Origin of the sequence: Bacillus sp. MYb56 (assembly GCF_002976445.1) — a bacterium.
Lineage (GTDB): Bacteria > Bacillota > Bacilli > Bacillales > Bacillaceae_G > Bacillus_A > Bacillus_A mycoides.
Genome location: NZ_PCOH01000033.1, coordinates 21,870 through 39,770, shown reverse-complemented (window position 1 = coordinate 39,770; position 17,901 = coordinate 21,870). Strand labels below are relative to the sequence as shown.

Annotated in this window: 19 protein-coding genes, 1 pseudogene and 1 other annotated feature; of the genes and pseudogenes, 3 read left to right on the top strand and 17 right to left on the bottom strand. The window is 34.4% G+C overall.

Annotated features, from left to right (window positions below; genetic code table 11):
• Positions 1 to 341 precede the first annotated feature (341 nt).
• The 13 genes from CQ058_RS26360 to CQ058_RS26300 form a co-directional block, all read right to left on the bottom strand.
• Positions 342 to 1,220, bottom strand: coding sequence for a class I SAM-dependent methyltransferase (locus CQ058_RS26360; protein ID WP_002189453.1), 879 nt, complete (start codon positions 1,218 to 1,220; stop codon positions 342 to 344).
• 224 nt (positions 1,221 to 1,444) lie between these two features.
• Positions 1,445 to 1,663: a hypothetical protein gene (locus tag CQ058_RS26355; protein ID WP_002189452.1), complete on the bottom strand. Its 219-nt coding sequence runs from the start codon at positions 1,661 to 1,663 to the stop codon at positions 1,445 to 1,447.
• A 29-nt stretch (positions 1,664 to 1,692) separates the two neighbouring features.
• A complete protein-coding gene (locus CQ058_RS26350) occupies positions 1,693 to 2,022 on the bottom strand; it encodes a DUF2085 domain-containing protein (protein WP_002189451.1) in 330 nt (109 codons plus the stop codon).
• A 171-nt stretch (positions 2,023 to 2,193) separates the two neighbouring features.
• On the bottom strand, positions 2,194 to 3,882 hold the full coding sequence (gene argS / locus CQ058_RS26345; protein ID WP_002189450.1) for an arginine--tRNA ligase: 1,689 nt from the start codon (positions 3,880 to 3,882) through the stop codon (positions 2,194 to 2,196).
• Between the two features lie 45 nt (positions 3,883 to 3,927).
• Positions 3,928 to 4,142, bottom strand: a binding site (T-box leader).
• 40 nt (positions 4,143 to 4,182) lie between these two features.
• Positions 4,183 to 4,959: a class I SAM-dependent methyltransferase gene (locus tag CQ058_RS26340; protein WP_002141576.1), complete on the bottom strand. Its 777-nt coding sequence runs from the start codon at positions 4,957 to 4,959 to the stop codon at positions 4,183 to 4,185.
• Positions 4,960 to 5,008: 49 nt separating this feature from the next.
• Positions 5,009 to 5,443 carry a BrxA/BrxB family bacilliredoxin gene (locus tag CQ058_RS26335; RefSeq protein ID WP_002012568.1) on the bottom strand — a complete coding sequence of 145 codons (435 nt, stop codon included), beginning with the start codon at positions 5,441 to 5,443 and terminating at the stop codon, positions 5,009 to 5,011.
• Between the two features lie 82 nt (positions 5,444 to 5,525).
• On the bottom strand, positions 5,526 to 5,909 hold the full coding sequence (locus CQ058_RS26330) for a thiol-disulfide oxidoreductase DCC family protein (RefSeq protein WP_002085930.1): 384 nt from the start codon (positions 5,907 to 5,909) through the stop codon (positions 5,526 to 5,528).
• A gap of 3 nt (positions 5,910 to 5,912) precedes the next feature.
• Positions 5,913 to 7,040, bottom strand: coding sequence for a conserved virulence factor C family protein (locus CQ058_RS26325; RefSeq protein WP_002012566.1), 1,128 nt, complete (start codon positions 7,038 to 7,040; stop codon positions 5,913 to 5,915).
• A gap of 155 nt (positions 7,041 to 7,195) precedes the next feature.
• On the bottom strand, positions 7,196 to 7,534 hold the full coding sequence (locus CQ058_RS26320; protein WP_002012564.1) for a single-stranded DNA-binding protein: 339 nt from the start codon (positions 7,532 to 7,534) through the stop codon (positions 7,196 to 7,198).
• A gap of 161 nt (positions 7,535 to 7,695) precedes the next feature.
• Entirely contained in the window at positions 7,696 to 7,950 is a 255-nt protein-coding gene (locus CQ058_RS26315; RefSeq protein WP_002189447.1) for a DUF4318 domain-containing protein, read from the bottom strand.
• 94 nt (positions 7,951 to 8,044) lie between these two features.
• Positions 8,045 to 8,776, bottom strand: a complete 732-nt coding sequence (locus tag CQ058_RS26310) for a Bax inhibitor-1/YccA family protein (protein ID WP_002189444.1) — start codon at positions 8,774 to 8,776, stop codon at positions 8,045 to 8,047.
• Positions 8,777 to 8,851: 75 nt separating this feature from the next.
• Positions 8,852 to 10,747 carry an ABC-F family ATP-binding cassette domain-containing protein gene (locus CQ058_RS26305; protein WP_002127139.1) on the bottom strand — a complete coding sequence of 632 codons (1,896 nt, stop codon included), beginning with the start codon at positions 10,745 to 10,747 and terminating at the stop codon, positions 8,852 to 8,854.
• Positions 10,744 to 11,391 carry an HD domain-containing protein gene (locus tag CQ058_RS26300; protein WP_002065130.1) on the bottom strand — a complete coding sequence of 216 codons (648 nt, stop codon included), beginning with the start codon at positions 11,389 to 11,391 and terminating at the stop codon, positions 10,744 to 10,746. The genes CQ058_RS26305 and CQ058_RS26300 overlap by 4 nt, the downstream gene beginning before the upstream one ends.
• A gap of 109 nt (positions 11,392 to 11,500) precedes the next feature.
• Between CQ058_RS26300 and CQ058_RS26295 the strand changes: the two genes are divergently transcribed.
• Positions 11,501 to 12,238 (top strand): hypothetical protein, encoded by a 738-nt coding sequence (locus CQ058_RS26295; RefSeq protein ID WP_002189441.1) that lies wholly within the window; start codon positions 11,501 to 11,503, stop codon positions 12,236 to 12,238.
• 328 nt (positions 12,239 to 12,566) lie between these two features.
• On the opposite strand, the gene CQ058_RS26285 is transcribed toward CQ058_RS26295, so the two are convergent.
• Entirely contained in the window at positions 12,567 to 13,082 is a 516-nt protein-coding gene (locus tag CQ058_RS26285; protein WP_105590056.1) for a DUF3231 family protein, read from the bottom strand.
• Positions 13,083 to 13,427: 345 nt separating this feature from the next.
• Between CQ058_RS26285 and CQ058_RS26280 the strand changes: the two genes are divergently transcribed.
• Positions 13,428 to 13,733 (top strand): WGxxGxxG family protein, encoded by a 306-nt coding sequence (locus CQ058_RS26280; protein ID WP_002031652.1) that lies wholly within the window; start codon positions 13,428 to 13,430, stop codon positions 13,731 to 13,733.
• A 369-nt stretch (positions 13,734 to 14,102) separates the two neighbouring features.
• Here CQ058_RS26280 and CQ058_RS26275 read toward each other — a convergent pair whose 3' ends face one another.
• The 3 genes and pseudogenes from CQ058_RS26275 to CQ058_RS32930 all read right to left on the bottom strand — a co-directional run bounded on the left by CQ058_RS26275 (position 14,103) and on the right by CQ058_RS32930 (position 15,915).
• Entirely contained in the window at positions 14,103 to 14,645 is a 543-nt protein-coding gene (locus CQ058_RS26275) for a site-specific integrase (protein ID WP_002127134.1), read from the bottom strand.
• Positions 14,642 to 15,112, bottom strand: a complete 471-nt coding sequence (locus tag CQ058_RS26270) for an ArpU family phage packaging/lysis transcriptional regulator (protein WP_002127133.1) — start codon at positions 15,110 to 15,112, stop codon at positions 14,642 to 14,644. Before CQ058_RS26270 ends, CQ058_RS26275 begins: the two co-directional genes overlap by 4 nt.
• A 201-nt stretch (positions 15,113 to 15,313) precedes the next feature.
• A pseudogene (locus tag CQ058_RS32930) lies at positions 15,314 to 15,915 on the bottom strand (DUF6944 family repetitive protein).
• Between the two features lie 1,434 nt (positions 15,916 to 17,349).
• Here CQ058_RS32930 and CQ058_RS26250 point away from each other — a divergent pair.
• Complete coding sequence (locus tag CQ058_RS26250) at positions 17,350 to 17,628, top strand: hypothetical protein (protein WP_002127130.1); 279 nt, start codon at positions 17,350 to 17,352, stop codon at positions 17,626 to 17,628.
• Positions 17,629 to 17,901: the final 273 nt, after the last annotated feature.

The window sequence follows — 17,901 nt, the reverse complement described above, 5'->3', positions numbered from 1 at the left end:
AGCAGTATTCTAACCTACTTGCTTAGATTTTACACATCATATAGTATGCATTCAACTAAAACCTCATATAATGAACGATATTATTTAATATTATTCAAGTTTATAACTAAATATCTTAAAAACGATACTTTTTCTCGTTATTTTGTTTAATTTGATGAAATAACATGTATTATTCGAAGATGGGTTTTATCTTCTTTTTTGAGCCTTCATTCAGTGGATGAAATTATATTAACGATTTGATAAGATATATCGATTCACCGAAAAATCTTGATAATAATGATAACCTATCCATATTAGAAATGTAGCAATTCTCCTTCTCCCTTACTTTTCTAATATGATATTTACTTCTTTATTTCACCAAATGTAATTTTCATATTCGGAGCATATACTAAAGATGCATGTATATGAAACATTTCAAAAAATCGTAGTTCTGCTTCATATTGAGCGAGTGCATCAGCAAATGTTAAGCCCCGACTCATTAAACGGTCTATAAATTGTTGTTTTTCACCTGGATTACTAGCAATCCCCTCTTCTTTTAGAGAATTATATAATCCTTGCTTATCATTTTGATTTAAATTAGAATCTAAATAATTCACTTTATCACTTACTCTACATTCAATATTTTTAACACCTAATTCACTTAAATACATTGGTATTTTCATGCCAATATTGCCATCTCTACCACTTCTGTGTACATCTTCTTCAAATAACTTCTGCAAAACACCAAGCTGGATAATTTCCGATTGAATTAATCCGTCTAGCGTGTATGAGGACATATTAGAAATCCAATGTGGTTCAAAACAAATAACATGTCCGCCCTCCTTAATCAAATTTATCATTTTTTGCAACATTGCTTTGGGTGAATTCATATGTAATAAGAAGGCATGACAGATTGCTATATCATATTTATTTTCCAATTCAATTTCTGTAGCATCTCCTTCAATAAATTCTGATTCATATGGAAGCGAACGAAACAACTCTCTCGCTTCAGCTATTAATGCTTCCCCGCTATCAATACCTATATACTTTGATCCATTTGGAAGTAACGGCAACAAAATTAAACCTAAGTAGCCATACCCACAACCGTAATCAACAATATGTACTGGCTCAGAAATCTTCCAAACTGTATTTACTAAAAAACTTAAATAATCATCGTTATAATATAAATCTCTCGTATTTCTTAAATACGCTAGCTTACTATTCCAATCATACTCTTCCAAGTCCAACACCTCCTTTTATATACAAAACTAAAGTTCTCCATTCAATAAACGTATTCCTATGTTTCTAATATTTTTAGAGATGTTTAGTTCTAATTATTGCGTTAAATCGTACATGTTCTTTACTCTCCACCTATTTGACAAACTAATTTTTTTAAAAAAATAAAAAGGATTACATACCTGAAACGATATATAATCCTTTTCATAAAAAAGAAATACATAGAAGTTTAGATAGTACAATCACAATCTGAGCAATCGGTACAATCTATTACGTCACAATCTAAATTTCTCTTTTTTTTGCTTCTTTTTAAATAAAAATATAGTAGCACCATAAATAATACGCAAATAACAAAAGCTATTGTTGCTTCTATATATTTTTCATGAATGATAAAACCAATTCCACTTCCACCTGCTATAAAAATTAGAATTATGTAAATCCAAAACATGTAAGTAGCTACCTCCGTTGATATGTGGTTTAAGATGGAATCCATATAATACTAGATGCAATAAATAGTCCCATACCATTACCGCTTAATAAGCCAGTAGTTACTCTTAGCAAATTTGTGCTGCTTCGCCATTTCCACTTTTGGGTGAATCCATCAATTAATAATGGAATTTGAGCAAAAAAGGATAGCATTAATGAGAGACTAAACGAAGGTGTTATTAAAAAGTAAATTGGAAACATACATAAACCAATAAACATACCTGTGCATCGCGCACATAAAGGCATGTATTTTTGTAGTTTAAGAAAACTCCTTTCCGGTAGTCTATGACAAGGAATATTTAAAATAAAACTTCGAATCAATACGAACCATCCTCTCTACAAATATTTTAATTGATTTCGTAACAAAATTATAGAATTCTTACACTTCGTAGCGTATAACACTTTATAAATAAGAATTTATTTAAGAAAATACAAAAAGACAAATCAGGTTAATGACCGTCTGATTTGCCTTTTTGTTACAAAATTTTTATTTTACATCTCCTCAGGTGCCCCTACCCCAAGTAAACGTAATCCCTCTTTTAATACAACCGTCACAGCATAAGCTAATGCGAGTCTACTCTCTTTCTCTTCGCTCTCTTCTAATATACGAACATTTCCATAATATTTATTGAACGCTTGCGCTACATCTAATACGTATTTTGAAATAATAGATGGCTCATTTTTGTTGAAGGCCGCTTCAATTGCTTGCGGGAATTTATTGAGTAATTTTACTACACTCCAGCTGTAATCGTCTTTTAATTCAAAAGTACACGTTTCAAATTCTACACTTTCTTTTCTTAAAATAGAGCAGGCACGCGCATGTGTGTACTGCACATATGGTCCTGTTTCTCCTTCAAATTTCAACATATTTTCTAATGAGAATTCGATATTATGCATACGCTCATTTTTTAAATCGTGGAAGATAACTGCTCCAATACCGACTTGTTTTGCCACTTCTTCTTTTTGTTTTAAATTCGGATTTTTCTCTTCAATATTTTGTTCCGCAAGCGCAACAGCTTCTTCTAACACTTCTTCCAATAAAATAATTCTGCCCTTACGTGTCGACATTTTCTTACCATCTTTTAATATGAACCCGAACGGTACATGTTCCATACCATCGACCCAGTCATAACCAAGCTTTTTTAATACAGTGAAAAATTGATTGAAATGTAAGCTTTGTTCTGGGCCTACAACATATAACGCTTTATCAAATTCGTATGTGTTTTGACGATACAATGCCGCTGTTAAATCACGTGTTGCGTAAATGGTAGCACCATCTGATTTTCTAATTAAACATGGCGGCATACCTTCTTCTTCTAAATTAACGACTAATGCCCCTTCTGATTCTTCCAGTAAGTCGTACTCTTCTAAAATCCCAATAAAGTCTTCCATTTTATCGTTATAGAAAGCTTCTCCTTGAAAGTTTGTAAATTCCACACCGAGAAGTTCATAAATACGAGAAAATTCTTTTAAAGACTCATGACGGAACCAATTCCAAAGTTCGACTGCTTCTTCATTTCCTTCTTCTAGTTTTTTAAACCATGAGCGTCCTTCTTCTTCTAGTTCTTTGTTCTCTTTTGCTTCTTCATGAAACTGAACATATAACTTAAATAACTCACGAATTGGATCCTCTTTAACAACTTCTTCATTTCCCCATTTTTTATATGCAGTAATTAACTTTCCAAACTGCGTGCCCCAATCGCCAATATAATTGATTCCGACAACTTCATACCCACATTTTTCGGCGATATGTTTCAGCGAATTACCAATCATTGTAGAACGTAAATGCCCCATTGAAAAAGGTTTCGCGATATTAGGAGAGGAATAATCGATAACTACCGTTTTTTCACATCCAAAGTGATTTTGACCGTACTCTTCTTTCTCCGCTAAAATCGTTTTTAATACTTTATCACTTACTGTTTCACGATTAAAAAATACATTTACATAAGGACCCACAGCCTCTACTTTCGTAAAGAACGGATCATTTAATTTCTCCGCCAATTCCTTCGCTATAATAGCTGGTGATTTTTTATATTGCTTCGCTAGTGAAAAGCATGGGAACGCTGCATCTCCGAATTCATCTTGTTTTGGTGTTTCGATTAAATCTAAAATTTGATTTTTTGTTAATTCATTCGTAAAAATATTCGATAAACTTTTCGCAAACTGCGTTTTATAATTCATACTATAACCTCCTTATTTTTTAAAACACAAAAAACTCGTCTCTAAAAAAGAGACGAGTTTTAACCCGTGGTACCACCCTTGTTGTTCATTTCGAACCACTTTCCCGTTTATAACGAGGACAGGGGGCCTCGGCTTACTCTACTATTCGTTCAAGAAGCGTCTCCGAAGTGCGCTTCATCTTTTTCTTCTGCACTAGGCTCACACCATCCCTAGCTCGCTTTCCTTCTGAAAAAGATTACTCTCTTCATCACAGACAGTATATTTAATTAATTATTGCTTATTATACATCTTTTCAAACAATTAGCAAGGGTCAATTACACCAAAGTGAAACTTAGCACTTTTTCTTTTGTATACGTGAAAATTATGTTTTTCAAATCTAGAACTACGAAAATGATCTTTCAGAACGACACGCTTTCTCGCCACACGCTTCGCTTCCGCAATTGTTTCGTCAGTAATATCATGATACAAAGCGAAGTGTTTTAATCCTTTAATTCCATCTGATTCTATGACAGTTTCTTCAAACATTGGATCAAGGTAAACAACGTCATAACTATTATCTTCACATTGTTTTAAAAATGCAAAATGCTCTGTTTGCTTTACATCGATTCTTTGCATTGCTTCATCGATTTCAGAAACGGATGAAGACCATGTTTGCAAGCCTTTTCCCATGATGTAAGACATATATTCGTTTCCTTCAAGCCCTGTTACTTTTCCACTTTCACCAACAACATAACTAGCTACAATACTATCTGATGCCATACCGAGCGTACAATCTAATACTGTCATTCCGCTCTCTAATTTAGCAGCTTGTATAAATGGATCATGTTCTCCGCGCATTAACCTTTTCACACGAAACATCGCTGAGTTTGGATGAAAGAAAAACGACTCTTCCGTACCTTTTGGATAAATGGCTAATCGATTTTTCCCTACGACAAGTACATCTTGTTCATACTGCTCATGCAGTTTATGTACTGGTATGTCATTACGTTTAACGAAAGAAAGATTTAATTCTGCTGCTACCTTGTTTGCATAATCTTTCATTTCTTTATTTGTTCTTCCTGCTGTTGTTACTATCATTTTTTCACCTCTATATAAAGAAAAGAGGGAGATTCACTCTCCCCCTACTTTAGCAATTCTTTTCGAAAGCTTGTTCTAAGTTTGTAATAATTTCGTCCATTGTTGCGCCTTCAATTTCATGACGGTGAATGAAGTGAACAACTTCTTTTCCTTTTAGTAATGCCATAGATGGTGAAGATGGAGGAATTTCTCCGAAGTATTCACGCATTTTTACAGTAGCATCTTTATCTTGACCTGCAAATACAGTTACAAGATGATCAGGTTGTTTTTCAGCACGTACAACCGCTTGACCTGCTGATGGGCGTGCTAAACCAGCTGCACAACCACAAACAGAGTTTACAACTACTAAAGTTGTACCTGATGCATTCTCCATAAATTCTGTTACAGCTTCTTCTGTAGTTAACTCTTCAAATCCAGAACGCACTAACTCTTGGCGCATTGGAATTACCATTTGACGCATGTATTCTTCATATGCATTTGACATCTTGTATCTCTCCTTCAACTTTCATTCCAAATTTATCATATCACGCTCTATTAATAGGTGCAAAAGAAAGATAACGATGATTTCATTTTTTTGTAGGGATTTCACAAACCCCTTCACGACAGTGTCCAACTGGGACAAGTTTTCTATTGTTGGCAATATAATCGTATACTTTACTTCCAAATCCAAGTACGATAGATAGTTTTATAAAAGGTACTGCAAACCAATAAGATGGAACGGCCTTTGCTAATACGTTAATGCTATGAATTCCGTCATACCACTTATTATTTTTTAAAATATACAATCTTTGTTCCATCTTACTTTGTAATTCTTGAGAAAGTTCATACTTCTCAACTACATCTTCATCTCGAAATGAAACAAATTTCATCTTACCCTTTTTATCTAATCTTTTCGTACGTTCTGCAACCGCCGTACACATCGGGCACCAACTATCATAGAAAACAATCATAAACTATTCCCCTTTACGAGACTCCGTCATTTGCTTCCATACTGATCCTTTTGCTTCTTCGCCGCCTTCAATACGTTCTAAAGCTAAACGTGCTTGCATCGCCACTTCAAACTCCGGATCATCTTCTGCTGCTTTTAGTGCCGGAATTGCACTTTCATCACCAAGTTCAAATAAGAACATTGCTGCACGCCAGCGTACTAATTTACTTGAATCTTTCAGAGATTTAATCATAACGAACATCGCTGCTGGATCACCTACGTCTGATAAGCAATCTCCTGCTGTACGACGAACGCTTACTGAACGATCTAATAACGCTTTATATAATAACGGCAATACTCCTTCACCTTTTACCATACCTAAATAAGCTGTTGCTAAACGGCGGATAGATACTTTCTCATCATCTAATGCCATTTTCAATACCATCATATCTTCTTCCGTTGGATCCATTTGTTCTAAAGCTGCAAAACGGTTTTTCCAGTCAGAATCTTTCATCATCTCTTCTGTTACTTTATATGGCTCACGCTTTTGAATCGTTACTTCAACAGCACCTGCTTGATCTAATAATTCTTTAACCGTTTCATTTACCCGTTCTTCTGAATAAGCAGCAATAATTTCTTCTACTACTTCTTTCCCGATTTCTTCAAAATTACCGTAACGTGTACTTTGCTCTACCCACTTACGCTCTTTCACAACGTTAGGTGCAGACATTTGCACTTTCATAATTGATTCTTTAAAACGATCAGGTAAACCAACACGCTCTTCTGAGGTTCCATCTGTTAACTTCACTTGCATCGGAATTGTAAAGAACATTTGAACAAACACTTTCACTTCTCCAAAATGAGAAAGTTGTTGTTCTTCGCTTTCTTCCACTATTTCTTCACCGAAAACAGCACGAACTTGTTGTAATAAAACTTTCCAGTCATACTTCGCATTTCGCTCCACTGCTAAAAAGTCTGCAACATGATACACACCTTTAATGCCTTCAATCTTCAAAATTTCTTGCACTTGCACTGGTGCTTGTTCTTTATTTTCATTTGTATAATTATTACGCGCTCCTGATGGTAATACTTCATTCAAAATAACTTTCATTGTATTTGGACTTGGCGTCGGTTCAATTGCTTTAATCTTCACGTAAAAAACTCTCCTTTATTGCGTGTTCTTAGCTGTATTGTAACATGTTACCCCTTTATACTCCTACTCGGATGCTTAATTTTATTGATTTCTTCCCATCATCATACTTTCTCTTTCCACCTAATTAATCCGAAACTATCATTAAAATTCTAATATTATTGCGATGCACTCTCCCGCCTTCTCTCTAAAAATGTAATATTCTCAATCAGAACTTCAGTTCTATATACTCTCTTTCCTTGTTCATCATCGTAATTACTCGTATGAATACGCCCTGTAATCCCAACAAGTGAGCCTTTCGTACAATATTCTGTTACATTTTCAGCCGACCTTCTCCATACAACACAATTAATAAAATCTACTTGTTGCTCACCTAAACTATTTCGAAAACCTCTATTCACCGCAACACATATTCGTGCATAAGCGACACCTTGTTTTGTGTAGTATAATTCTGGCTCCTTTGTCAATCTACCGATTAATACAACTCGATTCATCATAAGTTATACCACCTCACATATTTTTCTTCATTGTAAGGAAAAATGTGTGCAGGGTAAAAAGTGCAAAATGATATATTTTCAAGTAAAAAGTACTACTTTATATCTTTTAAAAGTAAAAAAGAAACCCTACATAGTTTAAACATGTAAGGTTTCCAAAAACATTATACTTTACTGCAAGATATGTAATATCCTCCGCGGGCCATCTTTATTTCAGCGCGGTACATTACATTTTCTAGGTAGAAAGTAATCGGTTTAACTTTACTCTCAATTTTTAATTGTTCATTACATTCAGCTGTATATCCTTCGATAGCTGAACGAATGACTTCTGCTGATGGATATGTTAAAGCGTCATCTAGTTCTATGAAAAAACTTTTAGAAAATAGTTTTTTCATAATCCCTTTTTTCTCTTTCATCATATTCCATCCCTCTTAATTCAAGTTGCCAACATCATATTTTAAATTTATCTTTGAAAATAAAAAAAACCTGCACATTTCATGCAGGATTTTTTTATTAGTCATTTTTCGTAAAGTAAGAAACGAAACGAAGAATTTCTAAGTATAACCATACTAGAGTCATCATTAGACCCATTGCACTGTACCATTCCATATATTTTGGAGCTTGGCTACGTGCACCGCTTTCGATTAAATCGAAATCTAGTAATAGATTTAATGCAGCAACTACAATAATAACTGCACTAATGATCATACCAATTGTCCCACCTTGGTGAATATATGGAACAGAAACACCGAACATGTTTAGTAAGAATACGATTAAATACATAACCATAATTCCCATTGTTGCTGCCATAACACCTGTGCGGAATTTATCAGTTACCTTCACTACGCGTGTTGCATATAAAACTAACATCGCAAATAGAATTGAGATTGTTAGTAATACAGCGTTTAAAACGATAGAATCCTGAAATTTCATTGCATAAACTGCTGAAATACTTCCTAACACTACCCCTTCTACTGCCGCATAAATCGGTGCACCAATTGGTGATATGCGCGGGAAGAAGATAGATGCAAACGCAACGATTGCCGCAATAACTAAAGCACCAATTAATACTGGCATTTTCATCGTACCATTTGACATCTGTATGTATGAATAGACAGACGTTGCAAGCAGCAAGATAAGCATGATAAACGTTTTGCCTACTGTTCCGCCAATAGTCATCGCAGAAGTATTTGCTCCCTCTTTACGGAATGCCTCTTTTTTCAACATTGGATTAGATGTTCTCATTTTTTCCCTCCTAAAATAGGTTCTACCAATAGTGTAAAGTTTTTCTCTTTACTTTTCAATATATGCAGCTTGTTTTTATTTTAATCCTTCAACGATGTCGGATAGTTCACTCCATCGTTCCATCGTTTTTTCTAGCTCTTCTTCTATCTTCTGCCCTGCTTCAGATAATTCTTGGGCCTTTGTGAAGTCAGATCCAACATTCGTAAGTTCTTCTCCAATTGATTCAAGTTTCTCTTCTAGTTGTGCAATTGTATCTTCAATTGTTTCCCATTCACGCTGCTCATTGTAAGAAAGTTTACGTTTACGTTGTTGTTTCGGAGCCTCTTCTACTACTTTTTTCTCCTTTTGAACTTCTGCTTTCTCAATGAGTTCTCTCGTTTTTTCCATTTCTAAATACTCTGTATAACTACCTAGGAATTCACGCACTTCGCCTTCGCCAGTAAAGATGAACAATTCATCTACTACTTTATCTAAGAAGTAACGGTCATGCGATACAGTTAAAACGACACCTGGGAAATCTTCTAAATAATCTTCTAGCACTGTTAATGTTTGTGTGTCTAAATCATTCGTAGGCTCATCAAGTAATAGTACGTTTGGTTCTCCCATTAAAATACGCAATAAATATAACCGTCTTCTTTCGCCACCAGATAGTTTACCAAGCGTTGTTCCATGTGAATGCGGTAGGAATAAGAAACGTTCTAGCATTTGAGATGCGCCAATTACTTTTCCGTCTGTCGTATGAATAACTTCCGCAATTTCTTTAATGTATTCAATCATACGCTGGTTTAAATTCATCTCTTCATTTTCTTGCGTATAATAGGCAACTTTTACAGTTTGTCCTACTTCAATTTCACCACTATCAGGAGAGAATTTTCCTGCAAGCATATTTAATAGTGATGATTTTCCGCTTCCATTTGCTCCGATGATTCCGATACGATCACCAGGCTTCACAATATGATTAAAGTTATGTAATACTGTTTTATCACCAAATTTTTTCGTTACATCTTTTAATTCAAGTACTTTCTTTCCTAAACGACTTCCACTTAGTGCAATATCAACTGATTGCTTCGCTGCTGGTCCTTCTTGTCCCTTCAGCTCATCAAAACGCTGAATACGCGCCTTTTGTTTCGTAGAACGGGCTTTTGCACCACGGCGAATCCAAGCAAGTTCACGACGATATAAATTTTGGCGTTTTGATTCTTGTGCCGATTCTTGCTCTTCACGAAGTGCTTTCGCTTCTAAAAATGTACTGTAGTTTCCTTCGTAGCTATACAGTTTACCGTTATCTAATTCAAAAATACGGTTTGTCACACGGTCTAAGAAATAACGATCATGGGTTACAAGTAATACCGCACCTGTATATCTTGCTAAATATTCTTCTAACCATTCAACTGTCTCATGGTCAAGATGGTTCGTAGGCTCATCCAAAATTAATAAATCAGGTGTTTCAATAAAACATTGCGCCATTGCAATACGCTTTTTTTGTCCACCAGATAGGTTTCCAACAGTTGCTGTAAAATCAGTAATTCCTAATTTCGTTAATAACGATTTTGCATTCGCATTTGCTTCCCATGCACTCATCGCATCCATACGTTGCTGCACTGCAAATAATTGTTCCTGTACTTTTTCATTACTTGGATCTTTTTCGATATTTAATAACGATTGTTCATAATCACGAAGAAGACGAATTAAAGGTGTATCACCATGGAACACTTGCTCTAATACTGTTAGTTTTTCATCAAACTCTGGTTGCTGTGATAAATAACTAATTGTATATCCGCGTGAATGCGTCATATCACCTGTATCAGGAGTTTCTAATCCTGCAATAATTTTTAATAACGTTGATTTACCAGTACCGTTTACACCGATAATTCCGACACGTTGTCCTTCTGTAATACTACATGATAATCCATCAAATAACGGTTTTTCTCCGTATGATTTCGATAAGTTCTCCACAGTTAACATTTTCATATTTGTGCATTCCACTCTTTCATAAATTGTTCAATAAACTGTTCCATATAACGATGACGAACTTCAGCCTCTTGTTTTGCTGCGTTCGTGTTCATTAAATCTTTTAGTTTTAAAAGCTTTTCATAAAAATGATTTAAAGATGGATCATTATTTTTTCTATATTCATCTTTCGTCATCACTTCTCGAGGAGGGATAGTTGGATCATACATTAATCTCCCTTTCGCTCCTCCGTATGCAAATGTTCGAGCTATTCCAATTGCACCAAGAGCATCTAAACGATCCGCATCTTGAACAATTCTCCCTTCAAGTGACTCAACTGTGCCACCATGACCGCCCTTATAAGACATATTGGCGATGATATGAAGAACATGCTTACTTTCCTCTTCTTCAACACGTAACTCTTCTAACCAATCAGAAACTTTTTTCATTCCTGCTTCTTCACTCTCATTTAACTTCTCATCTGCTACATCGTGAAGTAATGCTGCCATTTCAATTATAAAACGATTTCCCCCTTCTTGCTCGGATAAAGAAATCGCCAATTTATGTACGCGTTCAATATGATACCAATCATGCCCACTCGCATCTTTTTCTAAAATATGCTTTACGAAAGTTATTGTTTTTTGTATTTTTTCTTGTTTTATCATTTTATCTTCACCCAGTTACTTATTGTAACACGCCCGCATTTTTTCATCACATATTTTCTTGTCCGCCCATACACTAGGTGGTAGGCATCATTATGAAGGAGGAATAAAAATGTTCTATAATAACCAACCGCCTTACCCACAACAACCATTTTCCCCTCAACATCAGGAACAAAGATATGCCGAACAATATGAGGAGCAAGAGACACAACATCAAGAGCCACAATACGAACAAAATCCATACGCAACACCGCAAACTCAAGGAGCTGAATATCAACAAAATCCATATGACACACGTCCAAATTATGAATATCCTCAAAACCCATATGCAGCACCACCAACTCAAGAACAACAATATCAGCAAAATCCATACACAACTCAGTACACTCAAGAACAACAAAATCCATATGTACCGCAGCGCACCCAAGAACAACAATATCAGCAAAATCCATATGCAAATCAGCCACAACAGCCAATGTATCAACCAAACTCCGAACAACGTGTCTCACCACCTGCACCACCAACTATCGATCCGACGCAACCACAAATTTTACCGCCTGGTCCAACATTCGATATTACACAGTCACAAATTTTACCACCAGGACCTATTACAGAACCAACACAACAACAAATTCAACAAGTTGTCGGTACACAGTTTTTACCTTTAAAGAAACCTGTACTAGATTTCGTAAAACCTTGGGTAGATTACGGTTTAAATGAAGCAAAACATACATCACATCAACACGCTTTAACTGAGGTTGCTGCAATTATGTTCTTAGTTGGTAAAGGATTCAACCCAACGATTGCTCATTATATTGTTGAATCTTGGGAGAAGAATGAGCAGTTTTAAGGTGGTTCATTTTATATTATATAAAACTAGAAAAGTGTCACAAATGCCTGTTATACAAGCATTTGTGACACTTTTTATTTGTTATATTATATTCTATTGCAAAAGGGGATTTCATATTTTTTCACGTGTTTTTATATTATTTGTGAGCAATGTTTTCCCCTACTACTCACAATACAACTATAACATGCTAATTCCAAAACAACCGGCACATATACTGCCAAAAAGCGGTCAAAACTCTGCCACTTATTTTAATTTACTAATAGCCTTTATTTCCCTAGACAACCTCACTACAACAGCCATAAAGAATAGATTGAATTTTATTTAGGTATTATGCTTGATCTGATTGTAGAACATGTAATGGAGGCGGAATAATCCAACTTTTTTTCTTATTCAGTCGAAGTAATATAGCTCCAGCTTGTGCTTTTTTCATATGAAATTGACCAAACATCATTCCAACATCTTCTCGAAGAGATTGTCCCATAGCTTGACTACATGCTACTAACCCAGCAGCAAGATCCATAGAAACTTTAGCTGCAATTTCTGCATCATTAATACGAGCACCAGGAGGAATCGTTTCAATAGATGCAACTGGTCTTTCTGGAGGTGCTGGTGGTAATGCAACACCATTCAATTTTAATATATTTTTTAATTCTTCAACTTCTGATTGGATATCATTCTCTACAAGGTTTTCTAAAAATTTCTTTAAATCCTCGTCTCCTGTGTGGTTAATAAGAACTTGATATCCAGCAATTGCACCTTGTGCCGCTGCAAGGTAACTCCAAATCCCAAAGACTTCTCCGTAGTGCATTGGTTCATTTTGTGGATTTCCACTTAAAATACCCATAAAAATATTCCTCCTTAAAGAAATTAGACTTTTAGCAACAATACTTACTATAGAAAAAATTTTCCCAACCATGTTCTGGATTAAAGAAAATAAGTTCTTATAACTCATAAGGAACACCTTACCCAAATATAGTAATTACCTCTCATAGAATGTACCGTTACCAAAAATTTATTCTTATAAAGAATAAATACATTTCAATTAACTTAATCCATTATTATAAGTACTTTTAATAATATAAATTAAAGATGTTTATCGGAATTTCAATTCAAATGGTTTTATATATTTTCAACCGAATATTGTCTAAAGGAACTGGAGACATTACTAAATACGAAAGGAGGGAAAACCATGAAGAAAAAACTTTCATCTATTTTAGGTGCCCTATTACTAACTATTATGGTTTTTGGTACAAGCGTCCATGCTGAATACGATGGATATAATACGAATAGAGTTAACAATAATAATATTACAACTCGAGTTAATGACAATAACATGAATAGAGTTAATAATGATGTGAGAACTCGAAATGTAAATACGACAAATGATTTAAATGATAATCGTGATAAAAATAATAATTGGGCTTGGCTTGGTTTATTGGGACTAGTAGGATTATTTGGTCTTAGAAAAAAAGACAAAGATCCAGAAACACGTTAATGTAGAACATTGCATTTAATTTTAAAAGATATTTATTTATCAAAAGAATACAAAATGAATAAATTATGAATCGCCTTTACTAAGGCGATTTTTTATTTTTTTTAGAATCAATAACAATCACATAAAAACGGATACTATTAATCGGAAACAATGAATTTCTTAACTTGATGGTAATGGAGCATTACGTCCATTTGACGAACTACGCTTCTTTTTATGCCGTTTCTTCACTTACCCATATCTTATATTTTGTGTAACTGATCCTTTCGCTAGAGCCCTTGATATTCATAGCTTCATAAACCTTCTCTTTTTGAGTTACACAACACATAAAAAATGGGTAATTATAAAAATCAAAAAATAAAAAGGATGTTGCTATATTTTAAATTTAATCATAGCTTTATCCATCGCATCTTGATTGACACCTATGTATCTTAACGTAACCCTTTCAGATGAATGATTAAATATCTCCATAAGTAAGGCTATATTCTTCGTCTGCGTATACATGTGATACCCAAATGTCTTACGTAATGTATGTGTCCCTATCTCATCTAATCCGAACTCTGCTGCTATACTTCTAAGTATCTTATATGCCATGCTGCGACCAATCGGTTTATTCTTTCCTTCTCGACTCTTAATTAAATACTCACTATCTTCTCTTTCTTCAATGTACCAACGTAATTCTCTTTTTAATGCTGGTGTCAATTGAATCCGTTTCTGTTTACCCGTTTTCTTTTCTCTCATTGAAATATGACTACCCTTTAAATCGCCTATTTTAAGCTTTAGAATATCACTTATACGCAACCCCGTATTAATTCCCATCACAAACAAAATATAATTACGTTCATTGTTTTCCTTTAGATATTCTTTAATATGTTGTATTTGTTCTGGATCACGAATAGGTTGAACAAAGTTCATAGATACTCCCTCCCATTCTGCTCTTCTATCTCATATACTTCTAATCTAAGAGCGAAAGCTAATTTATAAAAAGCATTAGATTTATTTCTTCTATATGTACGTTCACTCATACCAATATCGTTATAAATCATATAATCAAAGACTTCCTCATCTTCCAAATATCGTTTTACAATGATATCTCGTTGATTTTTGCTAAATCGACTTAATGCTTTATCAATTTGAAAAGATAAACGTTGTAATTTTAATTCTCTTTCACTCATTGCAACATTTGCTAAAGCAACATCTTCAGCTGGCTTTCCTACTATGTTTGTTGGACCATGATATCTTACCTCACTAGAGGCTGTGACCCTCATCTCGTTTCTAATCATCCCAAATTGTCTGTAAATACGAACGTTTTCTAAAATCTCTTCTAAACGAACCTGTGTTGCTTTTCGGTCAATTTTAGGTAAGAAAGTTAATTGCATCATATATAAAAACACCCCTTATTTATTTTGTTAATAAAAAACAAAAAGCGGACACCAAACTACAGAGCAATATCACTAATGCTCTTTATAGTTTGATGTCCGCTGGTTCTTCCAGTAGGACTAAATGTTTAATTGGTATTATTATATCATTTTCTCATATTTTAGTAACTTTCTTATTAGAAAAGGATTATTTTATTAGGTTTTCTATGAATTATTTTCCTCTATCTCTTGGCTTTCTTCTCTTATTTGACCGATTAATGAAACTACTGAACCGACCGCTTGGACCCAACTCCCCGTAATCACTATAAGCTGTCCATCCTCCTCATCGCCTTCCGAAATTCCCTCCACTTTATCCCGACTAGCTTTCAATTCATCTATTCCACCTATTGCCTGTAATGAATTACCAGTCGCTTGTAACACATTCCCGACAATGTTATACGATTCATCTATATTGGAACTATCCTCTATTTCCCCACTTATTGATGTAACACCACCTAATGCTTGTATCCAATTTCCTGCAATCACTAATTTTTTTGTGTTTCATCTTCAAATTCTATAATGAGTCCTGTTAGAACCGTTACATTACCAATTGATTGGATTGCGTTCCCAATCAATTCAAGGGATATTTCTCCTTGTCCATCAGCTTCCAGACCATTCCCCGTTGCCTGTAATACATTCCCCCATACGTTCAAGTCTTTTCTTAATTCGCTGTTCAATCTTTTTAAAGGTGTACTCCCAATCGCAGCAATAATTGTCCCTACTGCAACAAACCAAGCGCCAACTATCTCCTTAATCGGATCATCCATTCTCAATCTACCCCGTCATTAATTTAGTACTTACAGGATATGAATTGGCACATCTTCATGTTAATGGCCTACTTCTCTCCCTCCTGAATAAAACTCAATATTTCGTCAATAATGTAGATAGGCTGTTAGCCAGAACTCATTTAAAGTAGTTTTCTCTGTATCTCCTTGTAGGCAGCAGTTAGCTTTTGCTAGCTGCTCTTTTGCATACATTGTTATATTTAAACCCATACTAAACATTAGTTATGTGTATACATGACCAAAATTTCTAATAACAAATTTACTGTTCAAATGCATCCTTCGATTATTCTCCTTTTGGATGCATTTGAACTTTACAAAATGAGATTTTTATTAAGCTCATTTTCACTCCCACATAATATTTTTAATTCTGCTTATACTATAGCTGTAACTAAAAGTTACATATCATTTACTTGTAGGGCCTAATTTTCTTTTGTAAAACAAGTAGTTAGCTTATTAAGCTAGCTACTTTGTCGTGCAATATGAAGTTTTTCAATTCACTTTACCCGATGAATAAACTTTTAAGTTTCTAACTATACTACTCATGAGCTATTACAGATGTAGCTCAATCTTTCCAAATCACATTTGTTCATTCATTTAGCAGGCAGTTCATTTACCAACTGTCTGCCATCTTATTTTCATTGGTCCTTTATTATAAAATTCAAGAATTAATTCCCACAAATTATAGATACTATAGGTAGGCTAACAGCCATATTAGTTTTCCCATGAAATTGTGCGAATCACATATCCTTTAGAGAAAGTACTAAGAACATTGCAGTTAGCTTAATTAGCTAGCTGCTTTGTTTGTTAACCATTTTTTGCATGAATACAGTTTATATGCATAACTTTTAAATTGAAATCCATACTATATTTAGGTCTTAATATCTAAAACCCTTATTTCAACCTTAGACCTAACAAATCGCTCCTCTCCCTTCCCTGGGGCTAAGCAGTTAGCTATTGCTGGCTGCTCTTTTATTTTTATTAGATTGATGCACCAAAAAATTAAGAAAACTATGGAACTTCCAATGAACATTAGGTGAAAAACATAGAAAACGCAAACCTAAAAAGGGTAAATATGATGTTAATTGAGCATTTCAAACGTAAAGTAATAAGATAAAAACCCTATTCTATTTTTGGGTTTTACATTATAAAATTTAATTTTCATCCCAAAGTGAGGGTTTCACTCCTACACTTCGTAATATCATTATCTCGTGAATTATTTTAAAAAAACTTATTTATATATATATTTATACGTACGAATTATTTTACATTCAATTGAACTAACGGTTGCATGTTAATTAAAGAATGAATTAATAAACTACCAAATACCCCTTTAACTAAAAAAGGATGCTTGTCCATGTCAGATAGGGTATTTCTTTCATATCTTGTAATATCTTCATAGAAAGGAGAAAAGATCCTATGGAAAATGTAACGATACAACAAACAGAAGAATGCCCTACATGTCCAGAAGGCACTGTTTGTGAAGATAGTGATTTACTATGTATAAACATTCCTTGTACGACTACGGTAGTATTATTGGGATTGATTCGGTTAAATATTGGTCCATTATGTATTCGAGTTAGTTCAGTAGATGATTTATCAAAATTCTCAGACGAAGAGAAACTTGCCAAAGTACAACAGGCATTTGATGGACTAAGAAACACTCTCCCAAATTTTAATTCACTACCTAAAGAGTAACAGTTAGTAGGAAACGATTGCTCAACAAGGGCAGTCATTTTGTTTACTAACGGAGGCAATAGTGAAAGAAGGGAATCGTAACATTGATTCCCTTTTATTTTAGGTATGCTAACAGCCATATTATTTTTCCCATGAAATTGTGCCGAATCACATATCCTTTAAAGACAGTATTGAGAACATCGCAGTTAGCTTAATTAGCTAACTGCTTTGTTTACTGGCTGAATAAATTCAAAAAATATGTTAATTCTATAGATACACCAAGTTGGAATACGA

Coding starts and splice junctions, on each gene's coding strand:
- CQ058_RS26355 (WP_002189452.1), bottom strand. CDS start 1,663: ATGTTTTGGATTTACATAATTCTAATTTTTATAGCAGGTGGAAGTGGA.
- argS (WP_002189450.1), bottom strand. CDS start 3,882: ATGAATTATAAAACGCAGTTTGCGAAAAGTTTATCGAATATTTTTACG.
- CQ058_RS26340 (WP_002141576.1), bottom strand. CDS start 4,959: ATGATAGTAACAACAGCAGGAAGAACAAATAAAGAAATGAAAGATTAT.
- CQ058_RS26335 (WP_002012568.1), bottom strand. CDS start 5,443: ATGTCAAATGCATATGAAGAATACATGCGTCAAATGGTAATTCCAATG.
- CQ058_RS26330 (WP_002085930.1), bottom strand. CDS start 5,909: ATGATTGTTTTCTATGATAGTTGGTGCCCGATGTGTACGGCGGTTGCA.
- CQ058_RS26320 (WP_002012564.1), bottom strand. CDS start 7,534: ATGATGAATCGAGTTGTATTAATCGGTAGATTGACAAAGGAGCCAGAA.
- CQ058_RS26315 (WP_002189447.1), bottom strand. CDS start 7,950: ATGATGAAAGAGAAAAAAGGGATTATGAAAAAACTATTTTCTAAAAGT.
- CQ058_RS26310 (WP_002189444.1), bottom strand. CDS start 8,776: ATGAGAACATCTAATCCAATGTTGAAAAAAGAGGCATTCCGTAAAGAG.
- CQ058_RS26305 (WP_002127139.1), bottom strand. CDS start 10,747: ATGAAAATGTTAACTGTGGAGAACTTATCGAAATCATACGGAGAAAAA.
- CQ058_RS26300 (WP_002065130.1), bottom strand. CDS start 11,391: ATGATAAAACAAGAAAAAATACAAAAAACAATAACTTTCGTAAAGCAT.
- CQ058_RS26295 (WP_002189441.1), top strand. CDS start 11,501: ATGTTCTATAATAACCAACCGCCTTACCCACAACAACCATTTTCCCCT.
- CQ058_RS26285 (WP_105590056.1), bottom strand. CDS start 13,082: ATGGGTATTTTAAGTGGAAATCCACAAAATGAACCAATGCACTACGGA.
- CQ058_RS26280 (WP_002031652.1), top strand. CDS start 13,428: ATGAAGAAAAAACTTTCATCTATTTTAGGTGCCCTATTACTAACTATT.
- CQ058_RS26275 (WP_002127134.1), bottom strand. CDS start 14,645: ATGAACTTTGTTCAACCTATTCGTGATCCAGAACAAATACAACATATT.
- CQ058_RS26270 (WP_002127133.1), bottom strand. CDS start 15,112: ATGATGCAATTAACTTTCTTACCTAAAATTGACCGAAAAGCAACACAG.
- CQ058_RS26250 (WP_002127130.1), top strand. CDS start 17,350: ATGGAAAATGTAACGATACAACAAACAGAAGAATGCCCTACATGTCCA.